We start from the raw sequence: 13977 nt of genomic DNA on the forward strand, positions 1-13977 counted from the left end.
AATTTTAGTATTCATTAATTTCTTCATATAGCTGCTTTAAGCGCTTGCGCAGATGCAGCACTGCATATCGTTTTCGTGTTATGAGTGTCTGGATATTCTCCCCTGTTGAATCTGCGATTTGCTGAAAGGGGATACTATCCAGTTCGTGCGACACAAAGACCTGCCGCTGCTCCTGCGGAAGTTCTTCCAGAGCACGGAATAATTGCTCCCAAAACATGTTGCGGATGTATTCCGTTTCTGGAGTTTTTGCTTCGGTCAGCAGCATTGCTCTGAAGTCGGGAGCATCTTCATCATCAGTATCGGCGAGGCTATCTTCAAATAATGATTCTGTCTTCTTGCGATGTTTGTCGATGATCCTGTTGCGCGCTACCCGGTACAGCCAGGCGCCGGTTTGCTCAATTGGTTCAGAATTCACAATTGCAGTTAGCTGGTACCATACATCCTGCATGATATCTTCCGCATCCTCATCACTCTTAACCCTGCTCCGGATAAAGCCCATCAAGCCTTTACCATACGATCTTATCGTTTGTAAAATACGCTGGTTCTTCTCTTTGGGCATTACGACTGTCGTCAAAGTAAACGGGGTTTTTATAGTAGACGACTTTACGCCCTTAACATTTCAATTTATTTTAAATTTTATTGGAGGCGGTTGAAGACCTCAACAGTTGAGAGTTGAGAGTGGAGAGTGGAGGGTGGAAGGTTGAGAGTGGAGAGTGGAAGGTGGAAAATGGCAGGTGGAGAGTTGGGCGTCAGGTTTCATACCTCATACCTCCGGCTTCAGACATTACCAATAAAAAAGGGCTCCTCCCCAGGAACCCTTTAAACTAAACCTATTAACCTATGAAAATTCCTCAATAATGTTTTTTGTCTCTTTCGCTGTGCATCTCCGCCCAGGAACTCTCAACTCTCAACTCTCAACTCTCAACTTATCAAGGTTGTGTAACCGTATAAACTACCGGTATCACATTCGCACCAGTCGTCTTGCCAGCATAAGCACCATTAGCACCGATCAGGTAAGAAACGTTGAATTTATTTGTTGAGTTAGAGCCATTCCAAGAAGATGAAGTTGCTGTAACTATTGTTGCTGCTGTACCACCTGATGCTGGTAATGTTACTCCTGATCCGTAAGTAATACCAGCTGTATTACCAGCGTTTGTTGTTCCGATTGCAGAGGTCAGGGTTACAGAACCCGGAGTCAATGCTGCCGATCCGGTAACTGCTCCAGCGATCGCTTTTACTACAAATCCTTTCGAACTTACAACGCTGATGTGGTCATTTGCTAAAGCAGTGATACCATTGGTATATTTTGCTTCGGTATCAAAGTTTACTGTAAGAGCAGCGGGCTGCGTTACTGAGAATGAAAGAACATCAGATAAGGTGATGTTTAAGTTGGCTGTTTGTGCAAATGACGCCGAGCTGATTAAAGTAACGAATGCTATTAGTGCGAATATCTTTTTCATGTCTTTTTTTTATTTGTTGTGTTTTCCGGTTTCGGTATTTGAATATAGATAGACAAAGGAGAGTCCAAAACGGAAAACACGCCAGAAATAGCCTAAAACGACGTTTTTATGGGGAATGCCAGAAAAATTATTGGGATAGAATTCCCCATTTGGGGAAGGGGATACTCAAATTAGTTGAGAGTTGAGAGTGGAGAGTGGAGAGTTGACAGTTGACGGTTGACGGTTGACAGTGGAGAGTTGACAGTGGAGAGTTGAAAGTGGGGAGTTGAGAGTTGAAGGTTGAGAGTTGAAGGTTGACAGTTGACGGTTGACGGTTGACAGTGGAGAGTTGACAGTGGAAAGTGGAGAGTTGAAAGTGGAGGGTGCTTCAGACTTCCGACTTCAAAGCTCCGACCTCATATCCCCTTTCTCGAAAAAGTAATCTTTGGAAAACATTCAGGGACGTGGGAATCCCAGACGCCATGCGAGCTCCATGCCCAGCCGCCGGAATCTTTTGCAGGTGCAGCTTCTTTATAGGGGTTGAAGCGGGTGAAGTCGATACGCCACACGTCATTATTTTTTGGAGGGATCGGACGCTGATCGCCTTTGGCCAGCCACTCCATTCCTTTCCAGGGAAATGCCAGCTCTACGGTCCATTTCCGGTCGCGGTCCTTGTGATCGTTTAAGGTACCGTCGACAAACACCCCGCTTTGCATACCCGGGAATTTAAAGTCCCACGAGCCATAGCGCAAACCACGAGGGTGGTTCTTGAGTCCTACGCCATTGAAATTTCGGACTAGCGGATTTGCAAGACTTAAATTAGGGATAGCGCCAAATCCATTTTTCTCATAAGCGTCTTTCCACATAAAAAAGGCTTCGTATCTGGTATTTAAGGCATTGATCTCAAATTCATAATAGGCGTCTTTTAGTGCGATAAATACTTCGGCGTCGTTCTCACGGTAGATCAGATCATTATGGTTTTTAAAAGTTCCTTGTGTAAAAGGCTCTTCCATCCAAAATGCGATGTAAAGATTCTGATCATCCCAGCAAACGGCGGCGCGGGTATCGTAAAGTGTCTCGCCTCCTGAGATCAGGTCTACAAAACGGGGCGAGCGCTCAATCTTCTGCCAGACTTCTTCATCCAGCTTTCCGTCGATGACTGGTGCTTTTGAAATATGCCGGGCGGTATATTTTTTTATTGACTTCTCATCGCAGGGGAACTGCCACTTCGTTGTGTCGGCATGAATAAATGGTTTGCTACTGTTTACCACAGCCTCGTCCAGGACGCCAGTGTGACCTTTGCCTGATGTGCGAATGGCCTTCTCCATCCTGTTACCTAAACTGGTGTGGTACAATAATATTAAACCTGTAGCAAGTACTGCCAGATTGACTAATCGTTTATTATTTCTCATGCCGGGAATATCTACCGAAAAATATACATTATCCCGCAATTTAAGAAACAACTGATCAGTCGGTGGGTACGCTTGTCATTGTCAACTGTCAACTGTCAACTGTCAACTTGTTTACGTTTGCCCACTTTCAACCTGCCTGCCGGCAGGCAGGCTTTCAACTCACCACTAAGTCGAAAGGTCGTTAGCCTTTGTTGTGATCTCCCCGATCACTTTATCAAGCTGCACCGCTGACTGTTCGAGATAAGGCATCAACTCCTTGAACTCTGATTCAGAAGTACGCAAGATTTCGATAATCCCGAGGATGCTGGCCAGGGGGGCCCTGACGAGATGCGCATGGATCCAGGCAATTTCTTCCAGACGCTTGTTCCTTTCCTCAATTGCTTTGATGTGGTTGATGGTATCAGTTATTTCATGAGAATTTATCACAATGCCTTCTACTGATGGTTCATCCATGAGGTTTGTCCCGACGGTTTCCATCCAAATATATTTGTCTTTACCAACCCTGAACCGGTATGGGCTTGATTTTACGCGCTTTACCTTACGCAGCAAGTCAAATTCCTGTCTCAATTTTTCGCGGTCATCTTCATGGACAAACTGGAATGCATTCTCCCCGATTACCGCTGTGTCGAGAATAGACTTTGCCGCCGAAGAAATTAATTTATAATTGCCATCAAAATCAATGATGTTAATAAGATCCGATCCCTCCTTAACAAGCGCTTTATAACGCTGCTCGCTCAATTTCAACTGTTCTTCAAAAACAATTTTTTCGGTAACATCCTTGCCTGCAATGCAAATCCCTATTATTTCCCTGCTTGCATTCTGGACGGGATACAGGCAGTAATTGATCCAGCGTTTCCCGTCATGCTGATCCATGGTTTTGTACTCGAGGCTTTCTCCTGAAACTACACGAGGTATGATTCCCCTGAAGAAATCGATCCGGTCGGGACTGACGTAATCCAGCAAATTTGCACCGCTTACCAGCTCGCTTCTTTTAGTGCCGGAAAAAATGTGGTCACGGGCTACATTATTAAATGTTTGGATGTTCAGATTTAGATCGGTTATCACAAAACCTTCAATGGCGCTGTCGAATACCGCTCTTAGAATTGCCTCTGACTTTTTGATCTTCTCCTGGTCTTCCAGGCGTTGAGTAATTTCATGGTAATTAGCCACAATGCCTTGTACCGCGTCTTCATGGAATAGGTTGGCAATCGTTCCTTCGACCCTCACAAATACCCCATCCTTGCGCCTGATGCGATTTACCATGGGCAGGGCCTTGCCGGGATTGGCCAGGAGTTCTTTGTGAATTGCCGGGAGCAGCTTAAAATCGTCCGGGTGAATAAAGCGGGTACCGGGTGCATTTACCACTTCTTCGGAGGTATACCCGGTGGCCTTCAGAAAAGCCGGACTTGCATATACTACTCTATCTTCGATATCGGTAACTGTGATAATATCCTGGGAATGTTCGATCAGGGCTTCACAGCGCCGCTGAATCTGGTTGATTTTATCTTCGTGATCTTTCTTTTCCGTGATATCCAAAGCCTGCACCACCCGGGATGGTGATCCATTATATTCTATTGGATGTGCAGAAATCTGTACCCAAATCTCGCGGCCGTCTTTTGTAAGATGCCTGACATCACCGCTGTAAATATCTCCGTGACTAAGCCCGGACGTGACATCACTTAGTTCCTGATATCCATCGATCGAACGGAGATCGTAGAGGGTCTTGGTAAGGAATTCCTCCTCGGTATATCCATATAGTTCAGTAGCGGCTGGATTCACCCGTTCAATTTTCAAAGTTTGACTGTTGAAAATGAACCTTGGTATAGGATTATTTAAAAAGAGGCTTTCAAACCATGGACTGTTTTCATCCATAATGTAAATGTTATGCTTTCGTAGGTATACAATAATACTAAATTGGGATGAGATATGAGCTAGGAGATGCGAGATGCGAGAAATGAGATGTGAGAAATGAGATGTGAGATGTGAGATGTGAGAAATGAGCAGGATGGAGCCAAGAATCAAGAGCCAAGAACCAAGACCTGGGGCTTGGAGCGGGAAATTATGCCCAGGTATGATATTGGTAAAAAGCTTGAAAAGCATCAGGAGCCAAGAATCAAGAGCCAAGAACCAAGAGCCAAGAACCAAGACCTGGGGCTCTTGACAAAAAAATGGAACCTTGGATAATTGGTTGTGTAGCCGTTAATATTGCTTAGACCGTCTGATTACCAACCACCAGTCTTGATACTTGATACTTGATACTTGATTCTTCTTCCTACATCAGTTCCGGTCGATACTCAAAATGCATCGTATCATAATGGTACCATTTACCGCCCCAAACGAAACCATGTTTTTCAAAGATCTTCACAAGTTTTAGCGGAATGTTATTGTTGTATCCAAGAACTGCATCCTCATTTTTGCATTTGCAGTCCCATTGCCAGTAGTGGGTAAACTTGGTGTTGATGTCCATAGTCATGCCGAAACTATGCATGCTTAGCCGGTCGGTGCCTGCAATTTTGCGCCAGTTGAAGGTACCGGCGATCTTTGCTACATAGGGTGCGAATTCAGGATACTCATCAAGTTCTTTGGAAATCTTTTCAAATTGCTTGTCAGCACCAAACAAGGTACTCACCTTTATCTTTTGCCCGACCAGCTTAGGGCACCAAACAATCTCGCGTAGATTTTCCCGCACTTTATCGGGCGATTCGCCATACAACTTCATGAAAAAGGGCTCCACACGAATTCGTCCCGGATCATAGTTTACCGGTAAAGGTATCTTGGCTGTACGCTTGCGGTACGTATCGTGAAACATGTCTTCCAGGTCAGGCTCATCCAGTAATTGCTGGTACGACTTGTTTTTGATACCATCATCCCATTTCATGCGGGTTCCGTCGGTAAAAACGATGTGGTTATCCTCAAACCCTGAGATGCGTTCTTTGTAATGTTTGATCAGCTTTTTTGCGTTCGCTGGAATTTTTTCCGCGGATGCCAGCTGATTAGTCATGATTGACACGGTACAAAGGATCAGGGTAATGAGTTTTTTCATTGCTGAAGGATGTTGCTTGGATAATGTGATTATAAATATAGAAATGATTGCTGCTTTGGAGTCATGACAATGAGAATTTTACGTTGGATTAATTCGTTGTACGTCAATCATACACATCCTTCTTATATCCCCTTCATTGGTTACCTTGCCCGCCCCAATTTCAACTTTCAACTTTCAACTTTCAACTTTCAACTTTCAACTTTCAACTTTCAACTGTCAACTGTCAACTGTCAACTTTCAACTTTCAACTTTCAACTGTCAACTCTCAACTCTCAACTCTCAACTCTCAACTGTCAACCGTCAACCGTCAACCTAACCCAGTACTTCCTCCAACACTTCATGCGCTTTCACTTGCCCAAACCCTTCGACATGCAGTTGGTAGTAGGTCAGGATTTTTTCAAGGAGGGCTTTACGTTCAGCTGGGGAGATCTGCAGGCTTTGAAGATTATCAAAATTACAGTTGAGGATATTGATCCAGATTGCTGTGAGGGGTGGTTCGATGATATAAGAATGCGGCGGCTGGGTTTTGGAGTAATGGCCGTCTTTAAGGTCGAACCATGCGCTTGGAGATGCGAGAGTTTTATCGGGGTAAAACCCAAGGAATCGCGTTAAGCGCAATAAAAAGTATAAGTGAAAATTAGCCAGACCAGCGTTTAGGCTGTCGAGGATCTCTATAGCATGAAAGAGGAATTCAAAAAGAATTTCGTCGGGTTCATGCTGACGGAGCGATTTATAGAGAACCTCGTTAAGGAACATGGTGATCGAGCTCTTAATAATATCATAGGGTATGCTCTGGAATACCGGTTGATGCCTGAGTTCTGAGACCCGCTGGATAGTTCCCGTAGTTTTATGATAAACAATCATCTCCAGCAGGTGGAGAGGTTGCAGGCTATTTAGTCTGATCTTCGCTTTCGGCTTCTTAACTCCATTGATGAGGTAGGATTGCAAGCCAAATTTTTCCGTAAAGATCTGGACCACCACACTTGTTTCGGAGTAGTCAGTCACCTTAAAAACAATACCTCGGGTTTTATAGAGCATGGAGAATTTTTGGAAGAAGAATCAAAATACCCGTTACTAAAGCAAACAAACCTGTTAGCAGCACTACTGCAGCGCTGATATCCTTCACGATACCGGCTTTAGGGTTATAATCAGGAGAAACCAAATCAACAAGAGTTTCGATCGCAGTATTTGCGAGTTCGCTCACCAGCACCAGCGTTATGGCCAATGCTATCCACAGCCACTCCGCAGTGCTAAGACCCAGATAGTACGACACAGCGATAACACACAGTGCAGAAAACACTTCTACCTTGAAGTTGAGCTGGGTACGGAAAGAGTATGCGATTCCCTGCCATGCGAAGTAAAAGCCTTTGATAAATTTGCTCATTAGGATCGGGTGTTAGGGATTAGGGATTATGGGGTGGCTCTTATTCTACCTGTCCCCGGCTCTTGATTCTTTATAGATTCTTTCTTTTTACAGTTTTTGCTGAATGATATTTAGATCGCGTTGTTACGCTTTGTGGGAGTCTCGATTCTTGGTTCTTGATTCCTGGCTCTTTTACTCCCGTCCAAATTAAGAATTTTCGTACTTTTGCGGTCATCTAATCCCCAAAACATGTGGAATAACTTTTCTAAGTTCATACTATCCAACCGCATTTTAATCTTATTGTTTTTCTTCGTACTAACCGCCTTTATGGCATGGAAAGCAAGTTTTGTAAAGCTTTCCTACACAGGGAGCAAAATATTACCGATGACAGATTCGGCTTTCATCAAGTACAACAACTTTAAAAGTAAGTTTGGCGAAGACGGAAATATGATGGTTTTGGGTGTCAGCTCACCGGATCTTATGAAAAAAGATCAGTTCAACGACTGGCAGCAACTCGGCAACGAGCTGGGTAAATTGCAGGGGATTAAAAACGTACTGACTATCGGGAACCTGTTCAATCTTGAAAAAGATACCACCAATCAAAGGTTCGTGCTAAAACAGTTAAGCCCGCAGCCACTTGGGAGTGATGCTGCAATGGACAGCCTGAAAACTCAAATCTATAACCTGCCGTTTTACGAAGGACTGCTTTACAATAAAGAAAGCCACGCCACATTAATGGCGATCAACTTTGATCACAAGATATTGAACTCCAGCCGCCGTGCACCTATCATCAAAACAATTCGTGCAAAGGCTGATGCGTTCAGTAAAAAGAATAATATTGAGGTTCATTACTCAGGACTTCCTTTTATCCGGACGGCTGTCAGCCAGCTTGTTTCGCGCGAATTTGTACTCTTCCTCGGGCTTTCTATCCTGGTAGCGGCAATTATCCTGTTTATATTTTTCAGAAGATTTTATCCCGTTCTTTTTCCAATTCTTCTGGTGATTGCCGGCGTAATTTGGAGCCTGGGGACACTGGTGATGTTTGGTTATGAGATCACGATGCTAACCGGTCTGATACCGCCGCTGATTGTGATCATTGGTATCCCGAACAGTATCCTGCTGCTCAATAAATATCACAACGAGCTAAGAAAACATGGTGACAAAGCGAAAGCACTGCACGTCACGATCTTAAGGATCTCCGAAACCACACTGATCGCAAACATTACGGCGGCCATTGGATTCGGTGTTCTTTACTTCACCGGCAGTGCATTGCTTGTTGAATTCGGCCTGGTTGCTGCAATCAATGTCATGATCACATGGTTCATTTGTCTTTGCCTTATTCCAATCATCTTCAGCTATCTGCCAGCTCCAAAGCTTAAGCCACAGGAAGAACACGATAAGGATCTGCTTCACAGGCTGCTTGCAAAGACCGATGTTCTGGTACATGACAGAAGCAAACTCATATATATTGTTACGGCACTAATTACTGTCGTATCGCTGATCGGCGTCATGCAGATCAATGTAAACGGATATGTGGTGGACGATCTGCCCCAGAACTCGCCTATTAATCGCGACCTGAAATTCTTTGAGAAAAACTTTGAGGGCATTCTTCCCCTGGAGTTAAGTATTGATACGAAAAAGAAGAATGGGATATTGAATTTGTCTACGATTAAGAAAGTTGACAAGGTTGAAGATATGATCTCGGCGTATCCTGAATTCTCACGATCTGTTTCGCTGAATAAAGCCTTGAAATATGCCTCGCAGGCATTTTACAACGGGGATCCGCAATTCTACCGCATCCCGAACGACATGGAGAAGAACTTCGTGCTCAGCTACCTTGGCAATTCCGGCGGCAACAGCAATATGCTTAATGGTTTTGTTGACAGCAATAAGCAGGTGGCCCGGGTGAGTTTCCAGATGGCTGACGTTGGTTCTAAACGGATGAATGCGTTGCTGGAAGAACTGAAACCAAGAATCGATTCCATTCTTAATCCCGAACGTTTTAATGTGCTGCTTACGGGATCAAGCATCATCTTCTCGAAGGGTACGGATTATATGCTGACGCATTTAATGGAAAGTATAATACTCGCTATTGTACTAATCTCATTGCTCCGGCTTGCCCAGTTCAAAGATTTGCGGATCATGTTTATTTCCCTGCTTCCCAATATTATTCCACTGATTATCACTGCAGGGTTGATGGGCTTTTTCAACATCCCGCTCAAGCCGTCGACGATATTAATATTTACGATCGCCTTCGGTTTGGCGTCCGACCAGACGATATACTTCCTCACTCGTTACCAGCAGGAATTACAGTCTACGAACCTCACACCGGCTCAGGTTATTTCAGATACAATCCGGGAAACCGGTGTAAGTATGACCTATATTGCGCTGGTATTATTTTTTGGCTTCGGCATCTTCACCGCATCGACATTCGGAGGTACTATGATCTTAGGGCTGCTGCTTTCAATCACCCTGATCATCGCCCTGGTATCCAACCTGACGCTGCTGCCGGCGCTGCTGGTATTGCTCGATAAAAGGAAATTGAAGAGAACGGCGAAGGCGAAGGAAGAGACTTGGGATATGTAAGTTGGGTTGGAAGTTGAAAGTGGAGAGTGGAGAGTGGAGAGTGGACGGTTGACGGTTGAGGGTTGACGGTGAACGGTTGACGGTGGACAGTGGACGGTTGACGGTTGAGCCGTACTTTATTCAGATAATTCCTAACTTGACGGTCCTTCTTAATTACTGATTACTAACTACTGATTACTGATTACTGATTACCGATTACTGATTACTGATTACTGATTACTGATTACCGATTACTGATTACCGATTACTGATTACTAACTACTGATCACTGATCACTGATTACTAATTACCGATCACCTATCTTCAGCAGGCAGGCTGATCATCGATTACCCGATTACTTCTTCTCAGTAACAGTCTCATTCGACTCCCCTGCCCTGTCTTCTAGGATAGCTTTACGGTCCATTTTACGTATCAGACTATAAATGATGTTTAGGAATCCGACGCCAAAAGCGATTGTACCGATAATCATCGACCAGCCATATTTAAATTTATCTTCTTCCATCAGGTAATATCCCAACATCACGAAAGCCACTCCTATAAGGATCAGCCAGATGCCGCGGCGCATGTATTTATTCATCATAATTTTTATATCTACCAAATATACAGTTAATCTGCTTTATGGTTTGATCTGAAGCGTCATCCTGCTGTCGATTTAAATGGCGAAAACTGGTTTTTCACCCTTAAAATCCTTAACTTTGCATCCTTAAATTTGGGGTTAAAATACTGATGTACAAAGAATATAAGCAGCTTGATCTTTCGAAAACCGGCAAGGAGATATTAGAATATTGGAAAAGCAACCGAATATTTGAAAAAAGTATTTCAAACAGACCTGCTTCGAAATCTTATATTTTCTATGAAGGACCTCCTTCGGCGAACGGCATGCCGGGGATACATCACGTCATGTCGCGTTCAATTAAAGATATCTTTTGCCGTTATAAAACGCTGAAGGGATATCGCGTAAAGCGCAAGGGCGGATGGGATACCCATGGTCTTCCTATAGAACTGGCGGTTGAAAAGAAACTCGGAATTACCAAAGACGACATCGGTAAAACAATTACCGTCGAAGCTTATAATGAAGCATGCCGTACGGAGGTTATGAAATACACGGATGTATGGAATGACCTGACGGAAAAGATGGGCTATTGGGTCGACCTTAACAACCCCTATGTTACCTACGAGAATGAATATATAGAAACCTTGTGGTGGATACTTAAGCAGTTTCATCAAAAGGGGCTTTTGTATAAGGGCTACACTGTACAACCATATTCACCTGCGGCCGGAACCGGACTAAGTTCACATGAGCTGAATCAGCCGGGCACCTACAAAATGCTGAAGGATACTTCCATAGTTGCTGAGTTTCGTGTGAAGAAGGAACAGGCACATAAATTGACGCCGGTACTTTTCGAAGAACAGGAAGAGGATACAGCAATCATTGCCTGGACTACTACGCCATGGACACTCCCTTCAAATTGTGCTCTAGCGGTAGGCTCTTCAATCGACTATGTGAAAGTCAAGACTTTCAATCAGTATACGTTTAAACCGGTTAGCGTGGTTTTAGCCCGCGATCTGGTTTCAAAATATTTTAAGGAAGAAGCTAAAGGCCTTCCTTTCGGGGATTACAAAGCCGGCGACAAACTTATCCCATGGAAAATTGCAGCTGAATTTAAAGGTGCCGACCTGGTAGGCTTGAAATACCATCAGCTGATGCCTTACGTAACGAATGATAACCTCGAGAAAAATGCGTTCCGGGTAATTCCTGCTGATTTCGTGACTACGGAAGATGGTACAGGGATAGTTCATACCGCTTCAGTTTTTGGGGCAGACGATTTCAGGGCCGCGCGTGAAAACAATGTGCCTTCGGTAATGATCACTGATGACAAGGGCAATGAACTTCCACTGGTAGATAAACACGGTGCTTTTGTAGATGAGGTAACTGACTTTGCCGGCCGCTATGTGAAAGAGGAATATTACAGCGATGAGGAGCGTAATGATCCGGATTTCAAGCCTACAGATGTACTCATCGCGATAAAATTAAAAGAAGATAACAAGGCTTTTGACGTTAAGAAGTATGAGCACAGTTACCCGCATTGCTGGAGGACTGATAAACCTGTTCTTTACTATCCACTTGATAGCTGGTTCATAAAAACAACCGCAGTTAAAGAACGCCTGGTGGAGCTGAATAAAACCATTAACTGGAAACCAGAATCGACAGGTACAGGCCGCTTTGGCAACTGGCTGGAGAATTTGGTCGACTGGAATCTTTCACGCTCGCGGTATTGGGGCACACCCCTTCCAATTTGGAGAACCGAGGATGGCGACGAAGAATTATGTATTGGATCGATCTCCGAGCTCCGGGCCGGTATCGCAAAATCTGTTGAAGCGGGTTTTATGGATGCTTCATTTGAGATTACTGATATGCACCGTCCATACGTGGATGACGTAGTGCTGGTATCGCCGAAAGGCAAAAAGATGTTCCGCGAGCTCGACCTGATTGACGTTTGGTTTGACTCGGGTGCAATGCCGTATGCTCAATGGGGTTTACCACCAACTGAGGCAGGCAAGAAAGGTGAAATCACTCCGAAAGAATTTATAGAATACTGGAATAATCACTCAGGTGATGGCAAAGAAGCGGGATCGATTTATCCTGCAGATTTTATCGCCGAAGGTGTTGACCAGACACGGGGCTGGTTTTTTACCCTGCATGCCATCGCAGTGATGCTGAATGACAGTGTTTCGTTCAAAAATGTGGTATCAAACGGACTTGTATTAGACAAGAACGGCAATAAAATGTCGAAACGTTTGGGTAATGCAACTGATCCGTTTGAAACGATAAACCAGTATGGCGCTGATGCAACCCGCTGGTACATGATCAGTAATGCCTCACCCTGGGATAATCTGAAATTCAATATCGAAGGAATTGATGAGGTCCGACGGAAATTCTTCGGAACGCTTCACAATACCTATGCATTTTTTGCTTTGTATGCCAACATTGACAAGTTCAGTTACAAAGAAGAGGATATAGAGAACCGCCCTGAAATTGACCGGTGGATAATCTCACTACTCAATTCTTTGACACTTGAAGTCGATAAACACTATGCTGATTTCGAGCCTACCCGGGCCACGCGTGCAATACAGAATTTCGTGGATGAGAATCTGAGTAACTGGTATGTTCGCCTGTGCCGCCGCCGTTTCTGGAAAGGGGATTACACAGAGGATAAAATTTCAGCTTACCAGACATTGTACAATTGTCTGAATACTATTGCCAAACTTATGGCACCAGTAGCTCCTTTCTTTAGCGACAGGCTGTTCAACGACCTGAATAAAGTTACGGGGAAAGAAACTGCAGAATCTGTGCACTTGTCAGACTTCCCGGCATATGATGAGGCCCATGTTGATCAGGCGCTTGAGGAGCGCATGAGTATAGCTCAGGATGTTTCATCGCTGGTGCTTTCATTGCGCAAAAAGGTGAACATAAATGTCCGCCAGCCATTGAGCAAAATCCTGATTCCATTGCTGGATAAAAACTTCAAAGCAAAAGTTGAGCGTGTTAAAGACCTGATTCTTTCTGAAACTAATATTAAGGACATCGAGTATATCACAGACACCACCGGTTTCATCAGCAAGAAAATCAAGCCGAACTTTAAAGCACTTGGGCCAAAAGTTGGCAAAGATATGAAGGTTGTTGCCGCTATGTTAAGCAATCTTACACAGCCGGAAATCAGCAAATTTGAGCTTGATGGATCCTTTAAAATATCTGGTACCGAATATTCGATAGATATTGAGGACGTAGAAATTGTAGCAGAAGATGTTCCGGGATGGCAGGTTGCAAATCTTGGAAAACTAACTGTGGCCTTAGATGTTACACTTACCAGTGAACTTAAGCAGGAAGGAATATCAAGGGAGCTTGTGAACCGCATCCAGAATATGAGAAAAGATGTGGGATTTGAAGTAACAGACAAGATCGAAGTTGTGATAAAAGACCACCCCTATATTTCGGAGGCCGTAAAAAATAATTTAGCTTATATTTGCGCCGAAATTTTAGCAGACTCCTTAAAGCTTGTGGATGAACTGGATAAAGGTGAGGTTGTGGGTATTGATGAGAATGAATTAATGATATTAATAAATAAAGTATAG

At 44.0% G+C, this 13977-nt stretch carries 10 protein-coding genes; 2 read left to right on the forward strand and 8 right to left on the reverse strand.

Translation table 11 applies throughout. The annotated features are described in order from the left end of the window. Positions 1-4 precede the first annotated feature (4 nt). From B5X60_RS10040 to B5X60_RS10070, 7 genes are all read right to left on the reverse strand, one after another. Complete coding sequence (locus B5X60_RS10040) at positions 5-559, reverse strand: RNA polymerase sigma factor (RefSeq protein WP_079702564.1); 555 nt, start codon at positions 557-559, stop codon at positions 5-7. Positions 560-929: 370 nt separating this feature from the next. After that, the gene (locus tag B5X60_RS10045; protein WP_079702565.1) at positions 930-1460 is read right to left on the reverse strand and encodes a hypothetical protein; all 531 of its coding nucleotides are present in this window, start codon (positions 1458-1460) and stop codon (positions 930-932) included. Between the two features lie 395 nt (positions 1461-1855). Then, positions 1856-2851 carry a carbohydrate-binding family 9-like protein gene (locus B5X60_RS10050; protein ID WP_221406235.1) on the reverse strand — a complete coding sequence of 332 codons (996 nt, stop codon included), beginning with the start codon at positions 2849-2851 and terminating at the stop codon, positions 1856-1858. 165 nt (positions 2852-3016) lie between these two features. Then, positions 3017-4723 (reverse strand): PAS domain-containing protein, encoded by a 1707-nt coding sequence (locus B5X60_RS10055; protein WP_170878431.1) that lies wholly within the window; start codon positions 4721-4723, stop codon positions 3017-3019. Positions 4724-5123: 400 nt separating this feature from the next. After that, the gene (locus tag B5X60_RS10060; protein WP_079702567.1) at positions 5124-5894 is read right to left on the reverse strand and encodes a M15 family metallopeptidase; all 771 of its coding nucleotides are present in this window, start codon (positions 5892-5894) and stop codon (positions 5124-5126) included. A 312-nt stretch (positions 5895-6206) separates the two neighbouring features. Beyond that, positions 6207-6932: a DNA repair protein RecO gene (gene recO / locus B5X60_RS10065; protein ID WP_079702568.1), complete on the reverse strand. Its 726-nt coding sequence runs from the start codon at positions 6930-6932 to the stop codon at positions 6207-6209. Continuing rightward, complete coding sequence (locus tag B5X60_RS10070; RefSeq protein WP_079702569.1) at positions 6922-7278, reverse strand: diacylglycerol kinase family protein; 357 nt, start codon at positions 7276-7278, stop codon at positions 6922-6924. The genes recO and B5X60_RS10070 overlap by 11 nt, the downstream gene beginning before the upstream one ends. A 228-nt stretch (positions 7279-7506) precedes the next feature. On the opposite strand from B5X60_RS10070, the gene B5X60_RS10075 reads away from it, so the two are divergent. After that, positions 7507-9843, forward strand: a complete 2337-nt coding sequence (locus B5X60_RS10075; RefSeq protein ID WP_245803504.1) for an efflux RND transporter permease subunit — start codon at positions 7507-7509, stop codon at positions 9841-9843. A gap of 334 nt (positions 9844-10177) precedes the next feature. On the opposite strand, the gene B5X60_RS10080 is transcribed toward B5X60_RS10075, so the two are convergent. Beyond that, positions 10178-10423: a hypothetical protein gene (locus B5X60_RS10080; protein WP_079702570.1), complete on the reverse strand. Its 246-nt coding sequence runs from the start codon at positions 10421-10423 to the stop codon at positions 10178-10180. 146 nt (positions 10424-10569) lie between these two features. Between B5X60_RS10080 and ileS the strand changes: the two genes are divergently transcribed. Further along, complete coding sequence (ileS, locus tag B5X60_RS10085; protein ID WP_079702571.1) at positions 10570-13977, forward strand: isoleucine--tRNA ligase; 3408 nt, start codon at positions 10570-10572, stop codon at positions 13975-13977.

The sequence above is a fragment of the Daejeonella lutea genome (assembly GCF_900168015.1).
Lineage (GTDB): Bacteria > Bacteroidota > Bacteroidia > Sphingobacteriales > Sphingobacteriaceae > Daejeonella > Daejeonella lutea.